The sequence below is a fragment of the Streptomyces sp. NPDC001922 genome, from assembly GCF_042891165.1.
In the GTDB taxonomy this organism is placed as follows: Bacteria; Actinomycetota; Actinomycetes; order Streptomycetales; family Streptomycetaceae; genus Streptomyces.
On the sequence record NZ_JBIASV010000001.1, the window covers coordinates 465254 to 484855 of the forward strand.

Sequence of the window (19602 nt, forward strand, 5' to 3'; positions counted from 1 at the left end):
CGGGTCACGCCCTCATGCGGCAAGGACCCCTGAGGCGCGGGGAGGCCCGCCGCGGTCCGCGACGGGCCTCCCCGGGGTTTGCGGTCAGTCGTCGGTGCCCGCGTCCTCGTCGTCCGGCGGGCCCTCTCCGGAGCGCACCGGCTCGACCAGGACCGTGACGATCCGGTTCCGCCGGCCTGCGGGGGACTCAGCGGTCAGCCGGAGGGCCTTGAGCGTCGGGTCGGCGATGTCCTCGGAGAGGTCGACCTCGGCCGTCGCCCCGGCGATCGGGACCCGGCCCAGCGACTTGGCGAGCAGCCCGCCCACGGTCTCCACGTCCTCGTCGTCCAGTTGGAGCCCGTACAGCTCGCCGAGGTCGCCGATGTCGAGCCGGGCCGTGACCCGGTACCGCTCCTCGCCCAGCTCCTCGACGGGCGGCAGCTCCCGGTCGTACTCGTCGGTGATCTCGCCGACGATCTCCTCGAGGATGTCCTCGATGGTGACGATGCCGGCGGTGCCGCCGTACTCGTCGATGACGACGGCGACGTGATTGCGGTCGTGCTGCATCTCGCGCAGCAGGTCGCCCGCGTTCTTGGTGTCGGGCACGAAGGCGGCCGGACGCATCGCGGTGGAGACGAGGTCGGTCTCGGCGTCCCGGTTGATGTGCGTCTTCCGGGCGAGGTCCTTCACGTACACGATGCCGACGACGTCGTCCTCGTTCTCCCCGGTCACCGGGATGCGGGAGAAGCCGGAGCGCAGCGCGAGGGTGAGCGCCTGGCGGACGGTCTTGGCCCGCTCTATGACCACCAGGTCGGTGCGCGGCACCATCACCTCGCGGACCAGGGTGTCGCCCAGCTCGAAGACCGAGTGCACCATCCGGCGCTCCTCGTCCTCGATGAGGGACTCCTGCTCGGCGAGGTCCACCATGGCGCGCAGCTCCGCCTCCGAGGCGAAGGGGCCCTTGCGGAAGCCCTTGCCGGGGGTGAGGGCGTTGCCGAGGAGGATCAGGAGCTGCGGGACCGGCCCCATGACCCGGGCCAGCGGCAGCAGCACGTACGCGGCGGCCGTGGCGGTGTTCAGCGGGTGCTGGCGGCCGATGGTGCGCGGGGAGACCCCGACGGCGACGTAGGAGACCAGCACCATCACGCCCAGCGCGACGGCCAGCGCCTCCCAGGTCTCCCGGAACTCGCGCACACAGACGTAGGTGACCAGGACCCCGGCGGCCATCTCGCAGGTGACGCGGACCAGCAGCGCCACATTGAGGTAGCGGGTGGGGTCGGCGGCGACGGCCATCAGCTTGGCGCTGCCGCGCCGCCCGGAGCGGACGGCCTCCTCCGCACGGAACCGTGTCGTCCGGGCGAGGCCCGCCTCGGCGCAGGCCGCGAGCCAGGCCACGACGACGAGCAGGACGGCGGCCGCGACGAACGATCCGGTCATCGCGTGGTGGGGGCCGGGGACGGCCCGTCGAGGCCGCGCTCGGCGCGCCAGCCGTCGACGATCGCCTTCTGCAGGCCGAACATCTCGGCCCGCTCGTCCGCCTCCTCGTGGTCGTAGCCGAGCAGGTGGAGAACGCCGTGCACGGTGAGGAGCTGGAGCTCCTCGTCCATGGAGTGGGCCGTCTCCGCCTCCTCGCCCTGCTTCTTCGCCACCTCCGGGCAGAGCACGATGTCACCGAGGAGCCCCTGCGGGGGCTCCTCGTCGTCCTTGGCCGGCGGGCGCAGCTCGTCCATCGGGAAGGACATGACATCGGTCGGGCCGGGGAGATCCATCCACTGGATGTGGAGCTGCTCCATGGCGTCGGCGTCGACGACGATCACCGAGAGTTCGGAGAGCGGGTGGATGCGCATCCGGGTGAGGGCGTAGCGGGCGACGTCCAGGACCGCCTGCTCGTCGATGTCCGTGCCGGACTCGTTGTTGACGTCGATCGACATGGGGTTTTCGCGTTACTTTCGTTGGATTGTCACAGCCCGTTGCGGCTGTCGTACGACTCGTACGCGTCGACGATACGGCCGACCAGCTTGTGCCGGACGACGTCACTGCTGTTCAGCAGCGAGAAGTGGACGTCGTCCACCCCGTCCAGGATCTCCCTGACCTGGCGCAGACCGCTCTTGGTGCCGCCCGGCAGGTCGATCTGGGTGACGTCACCCGTGATCACGATCTTGGAGTCGAAGCCGAGCCGGGTGAGGAACATCTTCATCTGCTCGGGGCTGGTGTTCTGCGCCTCGTCGAGAATGATGAACGCGTCGTTGAGCGTCCGGCCGCGCATGTACGCCAGCGGGGCGACCTCGATCGTGCCGGCCGCCATGAGGCGCGGGATCGAGTCGGGGTCCAGCATGTCGTGCAGCGCGTCGTAGAGCGGGCGCAGGTACGGGTCGATCTTCTCGTAGAGGGTGCCCGGCAGGAAGCCGAGCCGCTCCCCCGCCTCGACCGCGGGCCGGGTCAGGATGATCCGGTTGACCTGCTTGGACTGCAGGGCCTGCACCGCCTTGGCCATGGCCAGGTAGGTCTTGCCGGTACCGGCCGGGCCGATGCCGAAGACCACCGTGTGCTTGTCGATCGCGTCGACGTAGCGCTTCTGGTTGAGCGTCTTCGGGCGGATCGTGCGGCCGCGGTTGGACAGGATGTTCTGGGTGAGCACCTCGGCGGGGGACTCGGTGGCGCCCGCTGCTCCGTCTTCCTCGCGCAGCATGGCGATCGAGCGTTCCACTGCGTCCTCCGTCATCGGCTGGCCGGTGCGGAGCACCAGCATCATCTCGTCGAACAGGCGCTGGATCAGAGCCACTTCCCCGGCGTCGCCGACGGCGCTGATCTGGTCACCGCGGACATGGATATCGGTGGACGGGAAAGCCCTCTCGATCACTCGCAGCAGGGAGTCGCCGGATCCCAGGACCGTGACCATGGGGTGCTTGGCCGGGACGGTGAAGTGGGCGCGCGCCTGCCCCTGCGCGGGAGTCTTGGCTGGTGTCTGAGTCATGAGCCGGCTCTCTGGCCTGCTCACCCCGCCTTCCATGCTCGACATGCCGCGCGCCATGCCGCACGGCACCTTGGGATACCAGCCTACGACGGAGCACCGACAACGCCCGAGCGCTTTTCGCGTACGCCCGAACGCGCTCCGCGTCCGGCCTCAGCGCGGCCGGAAACCGATGGTGGGCACCGCCCGGCGCAGCGGCCAGGGCCGGGCCCCGGCGGGCAGCAGCTCGTCGAGGAAGCGGTACCGGCGCAGCGCCGCCGCCTGGTCGTCGAACGACTTCACGTGCTGCCACCAGGAGGCGATCTCCACCCAGCCCGGGGCGGACAGCGAGCCGCCGAACTCCTGCACCGAGAGGGCGGCGGTCAGCCCGGCGAAGGCGAGCCGGTCGCCGAGCGGCCAGCCGGCCAGGGTCCCGGTGACGAAGCCGGCGACGAAGACGTCCCCGGCGCCGGTGGGGTCGAGCGCCTCGACCCGGATGGCGGGCACCTCGGCGGTCTCCCCGGTGCCGCCGTCGACGGCGTACGCCCCGTCGGCGCCCATGGTGACCACGGCCAGCGGCACGGTCTCGGCGAGGGCCCGGGCGGCGGCGCGCGGGCAGTCGGTGCGGGTGTAGCGCATCGCCTCCTCCGCGTTGGGCAGGAAGGCCTCGCAGAGCTCCAGGTCGGGGAGGGCGGCGAGGTCCCACTGCCCGGTGTCGTCCCAGCCGACGTCGGCGAAGATCCGGCTGCCCCGCCCGGCGGCGACCCCGATCCACTCGGCGTGCCGCCCGGGGGCCAGCGCCGCGACACAGGCGCGCGCCGGCGGCGGACAGGCCGGGTCGAGCCCGGCGGGCGGCGCCTCGTGGCCGTGCGTGACCATCGTGCGCTCCCCCTCGTACGCCATGGAGACGGTGACCGGGGAGTGCCAGCCGGGCACCCGGTGCGACTGGTCGAGGTCGATGCCCTCACCGGCCTCCAGGCTGTCCCAGCAGTAGTCGCCGTACATGTCGTCGCCGAAGGCCGCGGCGAGCGAGGTGCGCAGGCCGAGCCGGGCGAGCGCGGTGGCCATGTTGGCGACCCCGCCGGGGCTGGACCCCATGCCGCGCGCCCAGGACTCGGTGCCGCGGACGGGGGCGCTGTCGAGTCCGGTGAAGATGATGTCGAGGAAGACCGCGCCGGTCAGATAGACGTCCACCGCCGGATCGGCCGGGGTGCGCAGCGCGGCGAGCGGATCGAGCAGGTGGCCCGGCCCCGTCTCCCGCGCTTCAGGAATCCCGTCGGGTGTCGTCCCCATGATGTTCCCCGGTCTCACCACATTCGTTGCAGGTGGCACCACCATGACCCATCGTACGAACCGGGTCGAGCGCCGGTCAGCGGCGCTTGGGCAGAGCGACCCGCATGAGGTCCCGGGCGACGGTGAGTTCCCCGTCGAACCCGGCGGCGCGCGCCTGGCGTTCGAACTCGGCGGGCTCGGCGTAGCGCTGCGAGAAATGGGTCAGCACCAGGTGCCGCACACCTGCCTCCGCGGCGGCCCGCCCGGCCTGCCCGGCCGTCAGATGGCCGTGCTCCTCGGCGAGCCGGGTCTCCTCGTCGAGGAACGTCGATTCGATCACCAGCATGTCGCACCCGTCGGCGAGGGCGTGCACGCCCTCGCACATCCGGGTGTCCATCACGAACGCGAAGCTCTGGCCCCTTCGGGCCTCGCTGACCTGGTCGAGCGTGACGGTGACGCCGTCCTCGGCGGTGAACACGCCGTCCCGGCGGATGCGCCCGACGTCGGCGCCGCGGATGCCGAACCCGGCCAGCCGGTCGGGCAGCATCCGCCGGCCGTCCGGCTCGGTGAGCCGGTAGCCGTAGGACTCCACGGGGTGCGAGAGCCGACGGGCCTCGAAGGTGAACTCCGGCCCCGCGACCAGCACACCTCCGTCGCCGGAGACCGGCTCCTCCGTGATCGGGACGGTCTCCCGGTAGGCCGTGGACCAGCGCAGCCGGTCGAAGAACCGTTTCCCGCTGGCCGGGTAGTGCGCGGTGACCGGATGCGGCACGCGGTCGAGGTTGATCCGCTGGATCACCCCGGCCAGCCCGAGCGAGTGGTCCCCGTGGAAGTGGGTGACGCACAGCCGGTTCAGATCGTGCGCGGCGACCCCGGCGAGCAGCATCTGCCGCTGGGTGCCCTCGCCGGGGTCGAAGAGGATGCCTTCGCCGTCCCAGCGCAGCAGATAGCCGTTGTGGTTGCGGTGCCGCGTGGGCACCTGGCTGGCGGTGCCGAGGACGACGAGTTCGCGGGAGGACAAGGGACTATCCGGGGGGCCAGTTCAGGCCACGGCCGCCGAGTACATGGGCGTGCGCGTGGAAGACGGTCTGCCCGGCGCCGGAGCCGGTGTTGAAGACGATGCGGTAGCCGGTGCCGACGACCTTCTCCTCGGCCGCCACCTCACCCGCCTCCCGCAGGATCTCGGCGGTCAGCCCCGGCTCGGCGGCCGCGAGAGCGGCGGCGTCGGGGTAGTGCGCCCTGGGGATGACGAGGATGTGAGTGGGCGCCTGGGGGTTGATGTCCCGGAACGCGACGGTCGTCTCCGTCTCCCGCACGACGTCCGCGGGGACCTCTCCTGCGGCGATCTTGCAGAACAGGCAGTCGGTCTGCGGTTCTCCCGCCATGTGCCGAGCCTCCTTGAAATGCGATCAGTACGTCCGCATGCTAACGGGCCCACCGACCACCCCCACGATCACCACCACCCCACCAACCACCGAACCACAGGCCACAGCCCCGTTGAACCGGCCCGGGGCCACCGGGGGCCTACCTCAGGACGTGGGGACGCTGCCGTGCACAGAGGCGCGGTGCCACCGGGCGGGTCCGGGGACATGACGGCAGCGGGTGCCGCAGGGCCGGGTGAACGCAAGGGGGCAGGCCGCAGGGCCGGGTGAACGCAAGGGGGTGGGCCGCAGGGCCGGGTGAACGTCAGGGGGTGGGGGCGCAGGGGTGGGGGGTTCCGGAAGCTGCCGTGTATTTGTGGGCCCCCAGGGCCCGTAAATATACGTTCNNNTCCCCGCACCGCGCGTTTTTTTTGGCCCCCCCCCCCCCCCAAAAAATACTCACCCCCCCCCCCCCCCCCCGGCCCCCCCCACCCCCGAAACCCACCACACACCCGCACCCACACACCAGCGCCCGCACACCCGCACCCGCACCCGCACCCGCACAACCGACGCCCGCACAACCGAACCGCAAGACCCCCAAGCGCACGCCGAACGGCGTTACGGCAAAGACGGCGGCACCTTCGCCGGCCGCTCCTCCAACCCCGCCAGCGCGATCCGGATCGCCTCGTCCAGCTGCGGATCCCGCCCCGCCGCCGAGTCCTGCGGCGTGTGCACGACCTCGACGTCCGGATCCACCCCGTGGTTCTCGACCTCCCAGCCGAGCCCCTCCAGCCAGAACGCGTACTTGGGCTGGGTGACGGACGTCCCGTCGACCAGGCTGTAGCGGCCGTCGATCCCGATCACCCCGCCCCACGTCCGGGTACCGACCACCGGACCGATCCCCAGGGCCTTGATCGCCGCGTTGACGATGTCCCCGTCCGAGCCGGAGAACTCGTTGGCGACGGCGACCACCGGCCCGCGCGGCGCGTCCTGCGGATAGGTCAGCGGGGCCATGCCGCGCGGCAGGTCCCAGCCGACCACCCGGCGGGCCAGCTTCTCCACGACCAGCTGGGACGTGTGGCCGCCGCGGTTCTCGCGGACGTCCACGACCAGCCCCTCGCGGGCGACTTCGACCCGCAGGTCGCGGTGGAGCTGGGCCCAGCCGGAGCCGACCATGTCGGGCACATGGAGGTAGCCGAGGCGTCCGCCCGTCCGCTCGTGGACGTACGCGCGCCGGTCGGCGACCCAGGCGTGATACCGCAGCGGCTCCTCGTCCGCGACCGGCACGACGACGGCGTGCCGGGGGTCCCCGCCGCCCGCCGGGGCGACGGTGAGTTCCACGGGCTTCCCGGCGGCCCCCACGAGCAGCGGCCCGGGCCCGGTGACGGGGTCCACCGGGTGGCCGTCGACGGCGAGGATCGCGTCCCCGGCGCGGACGGCCGCGCCGGGCGCGGTGAGCGGGGAGCGGGCGTCCGGGTCGGAGGTCTCGGAGGGCAGGATCCGGTCGATCCGCCAGGCCCCGTCCGCGTCCCGGGAGAGGTCCGCGCCGAGGAGCCCCTGCCGGTGCGCGTGGTGCCCGGGGCCGCCGGGCGGGGTGACGTACGCGTGCGAGGTGCCCAGCTCGCCCTGCACCTCCCACAGCAGGTCGACCAGGTCGGAGTGGGTGGCGACCCGGGTGAGCACCGGGCGGTAGCGGTCCAGGACGCCGTCCCAGTCGACGCCGCTCATGCCGGGGTGCCAGAAGTGGTCCCGCATCAGCCGCCCGGCCTCGTCGTACATCTGCCGCCACTCGGCGGCGGGGTCGACGGTGTGCCGGATGCGGGAGAGGTCGACGGTGACGGCGCCGCCGTGGTCGTCGTCCTCGTCCGACTTGCTGTCGGCGGGGACGAGCCGCAGCTTGCCGCCGGTGGCGAGGAGCACCCGCTTGCCGTCGCCGGTGACGGCGAAGTCATCGACGTCCTGGGCGAGTTCCTCGGTCCGCAGCTGTCCGAGGTCGTAGCGCTCCAGCGCGCTGGTGGGCCCGTCATCCTCGGGCGTGGCGAGCGCCGCGCCGAGCACACCGCGCAGCGGGTGCCGCAGCCACAGCACCCCGCCGTCGGCCGCCCGCAGGCCGGAGTAGCGGCCGCCCTCGACCGGGAAGGGCACGGCGCGGTCGGCGAGGCCGTCGAGGTCTATGCGGGTGGCGGGGCGCGCCGGGTCGTCGCCGTCGCCGTCCGGCTTCTCCTCCTCGACGGGCCGGCCGTGCCGCTGGGGCCCGAACGGCGAGGGGGTGTCGGCCGCGAGGGTGAGCAGGTGGGGGCGGCAGGCGCCCACGAAGGCGAGGTCGAAGACGTGTGCGTCGTAGACCGGGTCGAAGGCGCGCTCGGAGAGGAACGCGAGGTGCTTGCCGTCGGCGGTGAAGGCGGGCGCGTAGTCGTTGAAGCGCAGCGGGGTGGCGTCGGCGACGGACAGGTCGGCGGTGTTGGCGATCTTCAGCTGGCGCAGCGGGCCGGGGCCGGGGTGGGACCAGGCGAGCCAGCCGGAGTCGGGCGAGAAGACCAGCCCGTCGGCGTCCCCGTGGGGGCTGTTCGCGACCTCACGGACCTCGCCGGAGTCCCGTTCGACCAGCAGGACCCGGCCGTCGTGGGAGGCGACCGCGGCGCGGCTGCCGTCGGGGGCGACGGCGAGGTCGAGGACCCGGCCGAGCCGTCCGGCGGCGAGCCGGCGCGGGGCGGCGCCGGGCGCGGAGCCGGCCGCGGGCGCGAATTCGAGGGCGTCCTCGCCCTCCGCGTCGGTGACCCAGACGACGTGCTCCTCGCCGCGGGCGGAGCCGCGGTCCTGGAAGGTGCGGGGCAGCCGGGCCCGCACGCCCGGTTCGGCGGCCAGCGCCCGGGCCGGTCCCTCGCGGTGGGTGACCCAGTGGATGCTGCCGCGGACCTCGACGGCGCTGCCGCGCCCGGTGCGGTCGGGGCAGGCGTCCCCGAGGTAGGCGGCGGCGCGGACCGGGTGCGGCCGGCGGTCGGTGCGCTGCCCGCCGAGACGGATCTCCAGGCGGCGCGGCTCGGCGCTCTCCAGATCGTCCAGCAGCCAGAGTTCACCGGCGCTGCTGTACACCACGCGGGTGCCGTCGGTGGCGGCGTGCCGGGCGTAGAAGCCGTCGGGCACGGCGCCGTCCGGGCCGGAGCCGAGGGGGGTGTGCCGGCGCAGCCCGGAGCCGTCGGGCAGCGAGGAGTAGAGCGCGCCGACGCCCTCGTGGTCGGAGAGGAAGGCGATCCGGTCGCCCACCCACAGGGGGCATTCGATGTTGCCGTCGAGGCCCGCGTGCAGCCGCTCGAACTGCCCCTCCCCGGTGGGGTCGAGCCAGAGCTTTCCGGCGGTGCCGCCCCGGTAGCGCTTCCAGGCGGCGGCCTCGCGGCCCATGGTGACCGAGAGCAGCAGCACGGCGCCGTCCGGGCCGTACGCCAGGTCGCCGACCGGACCGTACGGGAGGGTGCGGGCGGGGCCGCCGTCCAGGGGTACCGCGCGGGCCCAGGACCGGCGCAGGGAGGCCTGTCCGTGCGTGGTGACGGCCAGGATGTCGCCGTCCGGGGTCCAGCCGCGGACGGTGGTCCGCACACTGCCCCAGTAGGTGAGCCGGGTGGAGCCGCCGCCGTCGACCGGGGCGGTGTGCACCTCGGGCAGGCCGTCCCGGGTCGAGGTCCAGGCGATGTGCTGCCCGTCGGGAGAGATCCGCGGGAACGAGACGGGCATGTTGTCCGCGCTGACCCGCCAGGCACGGCCGCCGTCGAGCGGCGCCGCCCAGACGTCGTCCTCGGCGGTGAAGGCGATCAACTCGCCGTGCAGGTGGGGGAACCGGAGGTACGAAGGCTGCGTCACCCTGCCACACTAACGATCCGTTGCGGCCCGTCACCAGGGGCCGGGCGGCCGCGGAGCTTCCGGGCGAGGGGGACGGACCGGCGGTTCCCGGTCGTTCGCGGGCAGACCAGCCGTTACGGCCCATACCGTCCGGAGGGCCGGGACCGACAACCGGGTCGCCGCCTCCGGCGGTTCAGGACCAGCGGCCGGTGCGCCCCAGCAGCAGTGCCGTGGCGGCGGTGCCCGCGGTGGAGGTGCGCAGCACACTCGGCCCCAGCCGGTGGGGCTGCGCCCCCGCGGCGGCGAAGGCCGCCAACTCCTCGGGGGAAACGCCCCCTTCGGGCCCGACGACGAGCACGATGTCCCCGCCGGCGGGGAGTGCGGCGGTGGCCAGGGGCTCGCTCCCGGCGTCCCGGTCCTCGTGCAGCACGGCGGCGAAATCGGCGCTCGCGAGGAGGGCCGCGACCTGCTTGGTCGTCATGGCGTCGGCGACCTCGGGGAACCGCACCCGGCGGGACTGCTTGCCCGCCTCCCGGGCCGTACTGCGCCATTTGGCGAGGGACTTGGCGCCCCGGTCGCCCTTCCACTGGGTGATGCAGCGGGACGCCTGCCAGGGCACGATCGCGTCGACGCCGGTCTCGGTCATGGTTTCGACGGCCAGTTCGCCGCGGTCGCCCTTGGGCAGGGCCTGGACGACGGTGATCCGGGGCGCGGGCTCCTCCTCGGTCACGGCCGCGCCGACGGTGAGGACGAGCCGGTCCTTGCCCTCGGTGGTCCGCACCACGCACGGCGCCGAGCCGCCCCGTCCGTCGGTGAGCACGACCTCCTCGCCGGCCCGCAGCCGGCGCACGGAGACGGCGTGCCGCCCCTCGGGGCCGTCGAGCACGAACTCGCCGGTGCCGGGCAGAGTGTCGACGACGAAGACGGGTGCGGTCACGACGCGGTGTCCGGCTTCAGCGAGGCCCGTGCGGCGTCGACTTCGGCGGCGAGGAGCTCGACCAGCTCGCCGGCGGGCAGCTCCCGCGCCAGCCGGTGGCCCTGCCCGGCCCACAGCGCCATGCCCTGCGGGTCCCCGGCCGCGGCGGCGGCCTTGCGCAGCCCCGCGGTCAGGTAGTGGATCTGCGGGTACGCGGCGGGGGCGTACGGGCCGTGCTCCCGGATGAACCGGTTGACCAGGCCGCGGGCCGGGCGCCCGGAGAAGGCGCGGGTGAGCTCGGTGCCCGGGAACACCGGGTCGGTGACCGCCCTCTTGTGCAGCTCGTTGGCGCCGGACTCGGGGCAGACCAGGAAGGCCGTGCCGAGCTGGGCGGCGGTGGCGCCGGCGGCCAGCACGGCCGCGATCTGCGCTCCGCGCATCAGCCCGCCGGCGGCGACGACCGGCACCTGGACGGCCTCGCGGACCTGTGCGATGAGGGTCAGCAGGCCGACACCGTGCCCGGGGCCGTCGGCGTACGGGTCGTCGTGGTGGGTGCCCTGGTGCCCGCCGGCCTCGATGCCCTGGACGCAGACGGCGTCCGCGCCCGACCACTGGGCGGCCTGCGCCTCGGCGGGGCTGGTCACGGTCGCCACGGTGAGGGTTCCGGCCTTGGCGAAGGCGTCGAACACGGCCCGGGAGGGGCAGCCGAAGGTGAAGGAGACGACCGGGACCGGGTTGTCGAGGAGGATCGCGACCTTGGCCTCGTAGGCGTCGTCGGTGCTGCCGTCCGTCTCGCCGAGCGGGGTCTCGTACCAGGTGGCCTCGCCCGCGAGCTGTTCGCGGTAGACGTCGACGGCGGCCGCGTCGGCGACGGAGGGCTGCGGCATGAACAGATTGACGCCGAAGGGCCGGCCGGTCAGGCCGCGCAGCGCCTTGATCTCCTCGTACATGGCCTCCGGCGTCTTGTAGCCGGCCGCCAGGAAGCCGAGGCCGCCCGCCTCGGACACGGCGGCCACGAGCTCGGGGCAGGACGCGCCACCGGCCATGGGGGCCTGCACGATCGGGTACCGGGAGAGGTCGGTGAGCGCGGAGGGCATGACCACATGGTGTCACGCCCGCCGGGCCCGGCACGGCCGGACCCCGGAGCCGGCGTCCGGCGCGCGCCACCCGGCCGGAAGGACGGCCGGGGACACGGGTGTTGCCTGCCGGGGCTGCCGGCGGGGCGTCCGCGGCCCGGCGGTCGGAACCACCGGGCCGGCGTGGCCTCAGCGGCCGTTGAAGGCGTCCTTCAGCCGGGAGAACAGCCCCTGCTGTCCGGGCTGGAAGTGGCCGGAGGGCCGCTCCTCGCCGCGCAGCTTGGCGAGCTGCCGCAGCAGGTCCTCCTGCTGCGGGTCGAGCTTGGACGGCGTCAGCACCTCGACGTGCACGATCAGGTCGCCGCGTCCGCCGCCCCGCAGGTGGGTGACGCCGCGCTGGTGCAGCGGGATCGACTGGCCGGACTGGGTGCCGGGCCGGATGTCGACCTCCTCCAGCCCGTCGAGCGTCTCCAGCGGGCACTTGGTGCCCAGCGCCGCCGCCGTCATCGGAATGGTGACGGTGCAGTGCAGGTCGTCGCCGCGCCGCTGGAAGACCGGGTGCGGCAGCTCGTGGATCTCGACGTAGAGGTCGCCGGCGGGCCCGCCTCCGGGGCCGACCTCGCCCTCGCCCGCGAGCTGGATCCGGGTGCCGTTGTCCACACCGGCCGGGATCTTGACGGTGAGGCTGCGCCGCGAGCGGATGCGTCCGTCGCCCGCGCACTCCGGGCAGGGGGTCGGCACGACGGTGCCGAAGCCCTGACACTGCGGACACGGCCGCGAGGTCATGACCTGGCCCAGGAAGGACCGCGTCACCTGCGACACCTCGCCGCGGCCGCGGCACATGTCACAGGTCTGCGCCGAGGTGCCCGGCGCCGCGCCCTCGCCGGTGCACGTGGTGCACACGATCGCGGTGTCGACCTGTATGTCCTTGGTGGTGCCGAAGGCCGACTCGTCCAGCTCGACGTCGAGCCGGATCATCGCGTCCTGGCCGCGCCGGGTGCGGGACCGCGGCCCGCGCTGCGAGGCGGTGCCGAAGAACGCGTCCATGATGTCGGAGAAGTTGCCGAAGCCCGCGCCGCCGAAGCCGCCCGCGCCACCGCCTCCGCCGGCCTGCGAGAGCGGGTCCCCGCCGAGGTCGTAGACCTGCTTCTTCTGCGGGTCCGAGAGCACCTCGTAAGCGGCGTTGATCTCCTTGAACCGCTCCTGGGTCTTCGGGTCCGGATTGACGTCCGGGTGCAGTTCGCGAGCCAGGCGCCGGAACGCCTTCTTGATCTCGTCCTGCCCTGCGTCGCGGCGCACGCCCAGTACGGCGTAGTAGTCCGTGGCCACTTTTACGACTCCGCCAGGATCTGTCCGACGTAACGTGCCACTGCGCGTACCGCTCCCATCGTTCCGGGGTAGTCCATGCGGGTCGGTCCGACCACGCCGAGTTTGGCGACTGCCTCGTCGCCCGAACCGTAGCCGACCGCGACGACCGATGTGGACGTCAGCCCCTCGTGGGCATTCTCATGCCCGATTCGTACGGTCATGCCGGAGTCCTTGGCCTCGCCGAGCAGCTTGAGGAGCACCACCTGCTCCTCGAGAGCCTCCAGCACCGGCCGGATGGTCAGCGGGAAGTCGTGTCCGAAGCGGGTCAGATTGGCGGTACCGCCGATCATCAGCCGCTCCTCGGTCTCCTCGACCAGCGTCTCCAGAAGAGTCGCCAGGACGGCGGAGACCGTGCCCCGGTCCTCCGTCTCGAAGGACTCCGGAAGATCCTGCACCAACTGCGGCACATCCGCGAACCGGCGGCCCACGACGCGGCTGTTGAGCCGGGCCCGGAGGTCCGCCATCGAGGTCTCGCCGAACGGCGCCGGGCAGTCCACCAGGCGCTGTTCGACCCGCCCGGTGTCCGTGATCAGCACCAGCATGATCCGGGCCGGGGCGAGGGAGAGCAGTTCCACATGCCGGACGGTCGACCGCGTCAGCGACGGGTACTGGACCACCGCGACCTGCCGGGTGAGCTGCGCGAGCAGCCGGACCGTGCGGCCCACGACGTCGTCCAGGTCGACCGCGCCGTCCAGGAAGTTCTGGATGGCCCGGCGCTCCGGCGAGGACAGCGGCTTCACGCCCGCCAGCCGGTCCACGAAGAGCCGGTAGCCCTTGTCGGTGGGGATACGGCCGGCGCTGGTGTGCGGCTGGGCGATGTAGCCCTCGTCCTCCAGCACCGCCATGTCGTTGCGCACGGTGGCCGGGGACACGCCGAGGCCGTGCCGCTCGGTGAGCGCCTTGGAACCGACCGGCTCCTCGGTGCCCACGTAGTCCTGGACGATGGCGCGCAGCACTTCGAGTCTGCGTTCACTGAGCATGCGCACACCTCCAGTGGTGGTTCCGTGGGCCTCTGCCTGGCACTCGCTGTATCTGAGTGCCAGCTTCCCCCGCCTCAGTGTACGGCGGGGTGGTGTGAACCGGGCAAGGGCCGTCACCGCCGGTGTTGGCCGGACGGCGGGTCACCGTACCGCTCCGCCGTAGCCTCGTCGCATGGATCACACAACGGAAGAGCCGCGTTGGGAGATGCTCGCGCCGGGGGTCGAACGGCGCAGACTGCCCGTCTGGGACATGACCGCCGGGGTGGTGCACGGCCCGGACGCGGTGCTGATGGTGGAGGCCGGTTCGAGTCTGCGCGAAGGCGCGGAACTGGCCCGCCAGGCAGCGGGGTCGGCGGGCCGGAGGGTGACACATCTCGCACTCACCCACCCGCACTTCGACCATGTGCTCGGGATGGACGCCTTCCCCGGGGCGGAGGTGTACGCCGCCGTCGGCATGGACCGGCTACTGACCTCGCACCGGGAGCGGGAGGCCCTGCGTGCCGACGCGGTGCGGCAGGGGGTGGAGCCCGCCGCCGCCGCGGAGGCCACGGAGCGGCTGGCGGCGCCGCACCACCTGATCAGCGGCGAGATGACGATCGCACTCGGCGGCGGCCGGGAGGCGGTGCTGGTGAACGTCGGCCCCGGCCACACCGGACACGACCTGGCGGTGCTGGTACCGGGCACCGGCGGGGCCCCGAGCGTGCTGTTCTGCGGCGACCTGGTGGAGGAGTCGGGCGAACCGCAGGCCGGGCCGGACGCCGTACCGGCCCAGTGGCCCGCGGCCCTGGACCGCCTGCTGGACCTGGGCGGCGAGGACGCGCTGTACGTCCCCGGCCACGGCGCGGTGGTGAATGCCCGTTTCGTCCGGGAGCAGCGGGACGAGCTGGCGGCCCGTTTCGGCGTGTCGTAGTCACGACCAGCCGTTTCTTCCTACTGTCGGGCGATGCGCAGCAGAGAGTACGGGCCGGACCTCACCCCGCCGTGGAAGAAGCAGCAGCCCGCCCCGGAGGTTCCGGCCGAGCCCGGCCTGGTGGTCGAGGAGGTGTCGACCGGCTTCTGCGGCGCGGTGATCCGCTGTGAGAAGACGGCGGAGGGACCAACGGTCACGCTGGAGGACCGGTTCGGCAAGCACCGGGTCTTCCCGATGGTGCCGCGCGGCTTCCTGGAGGAGGGGCGCGTCGTCACCCTGGTGCGCCCGTCGCACACGGCGCCCGCCCGCACCGGCCGCACTGCCTCCGGCTCGATCGCCGTCCCCGGAGCGCGTGCCCGGGTCGCACACGCCGGGCGCATCTACGTCGAGGGGCGGCACGACGCGGAGCTCGTGGAGCGGGTCTGGGGCGACGACCTGCGGATCGAGGGCGTGGTCGTGGAGTATCTGGAGGGGGTCGACGACCTTCCGGCGGTGGTCCGGGACTTCTCCCCCGGTCCGGACGCCCGGCTCGGCGTCCTCGTCGACCATCTGGTGCCCGGCTCCAAGGAGTCGCGGATCGCCGAACAGGTCACCGACGCCCACAGCCTGGTCGTGGGACACCCCTACATCGACATCTGGGAGGCGGTGAAGCCCGCGTCCGTGGGCATCCCCGGCTGGCCGTCGGTCCCGCGCGGGCAGGACTGGAAGACCGGGGTGTGCCGGGCGCTGGGCTGGCCGGAGAACACCGGGGCGGCCTGGCGGGAGCGCGTCCTCGCCTCCGTGAACAGCTACAAGGATCTGGAGCCGGCGCTGCTGGGCCGGGTCGAGGAGCTGATCGACTTCGTCACCGCGCCGTGAGGGGTGCCGGCCCTGTGCCCGCGCTCCTCGTGCATGGACCCCTGAGTCCCGTCAGAGGCCGGTGGGGCGCGCGGGCCCCGGGGAGCCGGCCGGCCCGGTGAACCCGGCGGCGCCCCCGGAGCCCGCGGGTTCCGCCCAGCCGGGGACGCCGGGCGGGCGCGACACCGCGAAGAGCATCGCCGCCAGGGCGACGCCCTCCCGCGGGGCCTCCGCCGCCCCGCCGCGGGACGGTGAGGGCGGCCGGGAGGGCTCTCGGGAACCCCTCATGTCACTCACAACACAGGATGCTCCGTGCCCTCAGGAATCACTGCACCGCGAGGGGCCCGGGCGGCGGGCCGGTGCCGTCCGGGGCGCCGTCCGTGCGCGGGCGCGGGAGGGGCGTCACGGCGTCGTGCTCGGCCCGGCTGGCGTGCGTTGCGCCACCCGGAACGCCGGCGACGCGGCCCGGGGCATCGGTCGGCCCTCTGCCTCCGGCCCGCCGTCCCGGCCCCCTCGGCTCAGTCGACCAGGTCCCGGACGACGGCGTCGGCCAGCAGCCGGCCGCGCAGGGTGAGCACGGCCCGGCCCGCCTCGTACGGCTCCGGCTGGAGCAGGCCGTCGGCGAGGGCGCGGGCGGCGGCCCGGGTGCCCGCCGGTGCCAGCAGACCGAGCGGGCAGCCGTCGCGCAGCCGCAGCTCCAGCAGGATCCGCTCGACCCGCCGGTCCTCGTCGGCCAGGATCTCCCGCCCGGCACCTGGCGACCGCCCCTCCGCCAGGGCCTGGGCGTACGCGCCCGGGTGCTTCACGTTCCACCAGCGGACACCGCCGACGTGGCTGTGCGCGCCCGGACCGGCGCCCCACCAGTCGGCCCCGGTCCAGTAGAGCTCGTTGTGGCGGCAGCGCCCGGCCGCCGAGGTCGCCCAGTTGGACACCTCGTACCAGTCGAAACCGGCGCGGGAGAGCGTCTCCTCGGCGATCAGGTAGCGGTCGGCGTGCACGTCGTCGTCGGTCATCGGCACCTCGCCGCGCCGGATCCGCCGGGCCAGCTGGGTGCCCTCCTCGACGATCAGCGCATAGGCGGACACATGGTCCGGGCCCGCCTGGACCGCCGCGTCCAGGGAGGCGCGCCAGTCGTCGTCGCTCTCCCCCGGCGTGCCGTAGATCAGGTCGAGGTTCACATGGTCGAAGCCGGCGGCCCGGGCCTCGGCGACGCACGCCTCGGGCCGGCCCGGGGTGTGGGTGCGGTCCAGCACCTGCAGGACGTGCTGCCGGGCGCTCTGCATGCCGAAGGAGACCCGGTTGAAGCCGGCCGCCCGCAGCTCCTCCAGATAGCGCGGATCCACCGACTCCGGATTGGCCTCGGTGGTGATCTCCGCGCCGTCCGCCAGCCCGAACTCCTCCCGGACGGCCGCGAGCATCCGCCCCAGGTCCGCGGCGGCCAGCAGGGTCGGGGTGCCCCCGCCCACGAACACCGTCTCCACCGGCCGCGGGTCGTCGCCCAGCACCTTCCGGGCGAGCCGGATCTCCTCGGCGACGGTCTCCGCGTAGTTGTCCCGGGAGGCCAGGGCGCCGCCGGAGCCTCGCAGCTCACTGGCGGTGTAGGTGTTGAAGTCGCAGTACCCGCAGCGGGTCGCGCAGTACGGCACATGCAGATAGAAGCCGAGCGGCCGCTCGGCCGCCCCGTCCAGGGCGTGGCGCGGCAGGGTCCCGGCTGAGGGCATGGGCTCGCCGTCGGGCAGTGCGGATGGCATACGGCCCATTGTCCCCCGACGCGACGGTGTCCCGGCCGCGGACGTCCGGGGCGGCTGCGGGGCCGGTGCCGGGACCGCCATGACGGGCCGGAGCCCCGGGTCACCGGCGGTGGAGCACCAGCAGCGCCAGGTCGTCGTCGGGCGGGGCCGTATCGAAGCCGTGCACCAGCGCGCGGATGCGCTCGGCGGTCCCGGCCGCGCCGAGCCCCGCGCACCCCGCCAGCGCGGCGGCCAGGCCGTCGCCGTCGTCGAACTGCCGCTGTCCCGAGCGCCGCTCCGTCACCCCGTCCGTCACGCACAGCAGGGTGTCGCCGGGTTCCAGGTCGAACGTCCCGGCCTCGTACGCGGTGTCCTCCAGCACGCCGAGCAGCACCTGCGGCGCGGCCACCGGCCGCACCCGGCCGTCCGGGCGGAGCAGCAGCGGCAGCGGGTGGCCGGCACTGGCCAGGGTGCAGCGGAGGCCGCCCGCCTCCCCGGTCGCCACCAGTTCCCCGAAGAGCAGGGAGAGGAACCGGACCTGGGTGACCTCGCCCGCCGGGTGGGCGCCCGCGGTGGCCACCGCGGCGACGGCGGCGACGGCGGCCGCCGCGGCCTCGGTCGCCTGCGTCGCGTCGTCCACCAGCATGCGGTTGAGCCGGTCGAGCACCCCGGCGACACCGTGGCCCTCGTGGGCCAGCAGCTTGAGCCAGGGCCGCACGAGACCGGTGACGACGGCCGCCTCCGGGCCGCTGCCGCAGACGTCGCCGAGGGCGAAGCACCAGCGCCCCTCACCGGCGTGGAAGATGTCGTAGAAGTCGCCGCCGGCCCAGGCGCCCTCACCGGCGGGTTCGTACACCACCTGGGTGTCCACGCCGGGGACGGCCGCGATGCTCCGGGGCCGCAGGCCCTGCTGGAGCACCAGGCTGGTGGTGGCCTGCCGCGTGTACTGGCGCGCGGAGACCACCGCCAGCGCGACGCGCCGTGCGAAGTCCTCGACCAGCGCCGTCACTTCGTCCGGGATGCGCGCCAGACCGGCCCGGCCGAGCAGCAGGGTGCCGGCGCTGCGGCCGCCCGCGAAGAGCCGGCAGGCGAGCGCCGAGCCGTGCTCGTCGCCGGGCTCCGGATCCGGCCACTCCGCGAGCACCGGCCCGTCGGCGGACCCGTCGGGCGCCGGAACGGCCACCACCGCCGCGGCCTGCGGCCACGGCCAGGGCACCGGCCAGCCCAGCGCGGCATCGGGCAGCGCCGGCGGGTCCTTCTCCAGCACCGTGCGCAGTCCCTCGATCCGGGTCTCGTTGGCGTGCCACACGCGGGCCAGACGGGGCTGGGCGCCGGGGCCCCGCCCGGCCTCGCCGTCCAGCCAGACCGCGCACCAGTCGGCGAACCGCGGCACCAGCAGCTGGGCCGCCAGCGCCGCCACCTTCTCCTCGTCGAACTGCCCGGCCAGCAGGTCGGACGCCTCCGCGAGGAAGGACAGGGCGCCCCGGCTGCACCAGCCGCCGTCGCGGTCCGGCGCGGGGTCGGGACCGGACCGAGGCACCGGGTCACCGGCCGGCCCACCGGACGGCCGTGGTGCTCCGGGGGCCGGCGGCGCTCCGGAGGCGGTCACCACTCCGGGGACGGGCACTTCTCCAGGGACGGGCACTTCTCCAGGGGCGAGCACCGCAGACCACAGCGGCGGCACCCCGCGGACCGCGGGGTCCGGGACGACGGCACCGGCGGTCGCCGGCAGCCGGAACCACACCGTCTTCAGCCCCCGCCGGTAGCTGACGCCCCAGGACTCGGCGAGGGCCCCCACCAGGTGCAGGCCGCGGCCGTACTCGCCCGCGGGGTGCGGCTCGCCGCGCAGGGGGCGCGCCGGGTGGTGGTCGGAGACCTCGACGACCAGGGCTTCCGCCCCGCCGACGGCACCGTCCGCCCCGCTGTCGGCGTTGCCCGGCCCGCCATCGGCACTGCCCGGCCCGTCCGCCGGGACCAGCCGGCAGACGAGCTCCACCTCCGTTCCGGCGTGCACCACGGCGTTGGTGACCAGTTCGCTGACGAGCAGGGCCGCGTCGTCCGCGAGCCGTTCGGCGAACGGACCGGACCCCGGCAGTCCGGCCTCGGCCCAGCCGGCGAGCACCAGGCGGACGAAGCCGCGCGCGATGCCCGGGGACCGGGGATTCCCGGGCAGGCTGGTGTGGGCCACCCGGTCCGGACCGCCGACGGCGGGACGGGCACCGGCGGTTTCCCGCTGCATCGGAATCGACCCCACGTGAGCGTCTCCTGATCCGTGACTCCTGCCCGGTTCGGGCATTCAGCCGTGACGACACCGCCAGAGTGACAGAATGAACCCGCCCATGAGCACCGAGTCACCGAAGTCGGCGGGCGGATGAGAGCGACGATGCGA

At 74.0% G+C, this 19602-nt stretch carries 16 protein-coding genes; 2 read left to right on the top strand and 14 right to left on the bottom strand.

All coding sequences use genetic code 11. The annotated features are described in order from the left end of the window. Positions 1–84: 84 nt before the first annotated feature. From ACFYYR_RS01975 to hrcA, 11 genes are all read right to left on the bottom strand, one after another. Complete coding sequence (locus ACFYYR_RS01975) at positions 85–1416, bottom strand: hemolysin family protein (protein ID WP_388845816.1); 1332 nt, start codon at positions 1414–1416, stop codon at positions 85–87. Further along, positions 1413–1910, bottom strand: coding sequence for an rRNA maturation RNase YbeY (gene ybeY / locus ACFYYR_RS01980; RefSeq protein ID WP_388845819.1), 498 nt, complete (start codon positions 1908–1910; stop codon positions 1413–1415). The genes ACFYYR_RS01975 and ybeY overlap by 4 nt, the downstream gene beginning before the upstream one ends. 29 nt (positions 1911–1939) lie before the next feature. Next, positions 1940–2953: a PhoH family protein gene (locus ACFYYR_RS01985; protein ID WP_388845822.1), complete on the bottom strand. Its 1014-nt coding sequence runs from the start codon at positions 2951–2953 to the stop codon at positions 1940–1942. 150 nt (positions 2954–3103) lie between these two features. Then, a complete protein-coding gene (locus ACFYYR_RS01990) occupies positions 3104–4222 on the bottom strand; it encodes a carbohydrate kinase family protein (protein ID WP_388845825.1) in 1119 nt (372 codons plus the stop codon). Positions 4223–4298: 76 nt separating this feature from the next. Further along, positions 4299–5222, bottom strand: a complete 924-nt coding sequence (locus ACFYYR_RS01995) for a ribonuclease Z (RefSeq protein WP_388845828.1) — start codon at positions 5220–5222, stop codon at positions 4299–4301. Between the two features lie 4 nt (positions 5223–5226). Next, entirely contained in the window at positions 5227–5586 is a 360-nt protein-coding gene (locus ACFYYR_RS02000) for a histidine triad nucleotide-binding protein (protein WP_388845831.1), read from the bottom strand. 594 nt (positions 5587–6180) lie between these two features. Next, positions 6181–9417, bottom strand: coding sequence for a PDZ domain-containing protein (locus ACFYYR_RS02005; RefSeq protein ID WP_388845834.1), 3237 nt, complete (start codon positions 9415–9417; stop codon positions 6181–6183). Between the two features lie 172 nt (positions 9418–9589). After that, complete coding sequence (locus ACFYYR_RS02010; protein ID WP_388845837.1) at positions 9590–10333, bottom strand: 16S rRNA (uracil(1498)-N(3))-methyltransferase; 744 nt, start codon at positions 10331–10333, stop codon at positions 9590–9592. Then, on the bottom strand, positions 10330–11409 hold the full coding sequence (locus tag ACFYYR_RS02015) for a nitronate monooxygenase (protein WP_388845840.1): 1080 nt from the start codon (positions 11407–11409) through the stop codon (positions 10330–10332). Before ACFYYR_RS02015 ends, ACFYYR_RS02010 begins: the two co-directional genes overlap by 4 nt. Positions 11410–11577: 168 nt before the next feature. Beyond that, entirely contained in the window at positions 11578–12717 is a 1140-nt protein-coding gene (dnaJ, locus tag ACFYYR_RS02020; protein WP_388845843.1) for a molecular chaperone DnaJ, read from the bottom strand. 2 nt (positions 12718–12719) lie between these two features. After that, positions 12720–13736 carry a heat-inducible transcriptional repressor HrcA gene (gene hrcA, locus ACFYYR_RS02025; RefSeq protein ID WP_351515351.1) on the bottom strand — a complete coding sequence of 339 codons (1017 nt, stop codon included), beginning with the start codon at positions 13734–13736 and terminating at the stop codon, positions 12720–12722. A 172-nt stretch (positions 13737–13908) separates the two neighbouring features. Here hrcA and ACFYYR_RS02030 point away from each other — a divergent pair, with 172 nt between their 5' ends. Together ACFYYR_RS02030 and ACFYYR_RS02035 are read left to right on the top strand one after the other, a co-directional pair. Next, entirely contained in the window at positions 13909–14646 is a 738-nt protein-coding gene (locus ACFYYR_RS02030; protein ID WP_388845846.1) for an MBL fold metallo-hydrolase, read from the top strand. A 33-nt stretch (positions 14647–14679) separates the two neighbouring features. Further along, positions 14680–15504, top strand: a complete 825-nt coding sequence (locus tag ACFYYR_RS02035) for a DUF3097 domain-containing protein (RefSeq protein WP_388845849.1) — start codon at positions 14680–14682, stop codon at positions 15502–15504. A gap of 51 nt (positions 15505–15555) precedes the next feature. Here ACFYYR_RS02035 and ACFYYR_RS02040 read toward each other — a convergent pair whose 3' ends face one another. The 3 genes from ACFYYR_RS02040 to ACFYYR_RS02050 form a co-directional block, all read right to left on the bottom strand. Further along, on the bottom strand, positions 15556–15771 hold the full coding sequence (locus ACFYYR_RS02040; protein ID WP_388845852.1) for a hypothetical protein: 216 nt from the start codon (positions 15769–15771) through the stop codon (positions 15556–15558). A 230-nt stretch (positions 15772–16001) separates the two neighbouring features. After that, positions 16002–17234 carry a radical SAM family heme chaperone HemW gene (gene hemW / locus ACFYYR_RS02045; protein ID WP_388845855.1) on the bottom strand — a complete coding sequence of 411 codons (1233 nt, stop codon included), beginning with the start codon at positions 17232–17234 and terminating at the stop codon, positions 16002–16004. 100 nt (positions 17235–17334) lie between these two features. Further along, the gene (locus ACFYYR_RS02050) at positions 17335–19467 is read right to left on the bottom strand and encodes a SpoIIE family protein phosphatase (protein WP_388845858.1); all 2133 of its coding nucleotides are present in this window, start codon (positions 19465–19467) and stop codon (positions 17335–17337) included. Positions 19468–19602 lie beyond the last annotated feature (135 nt).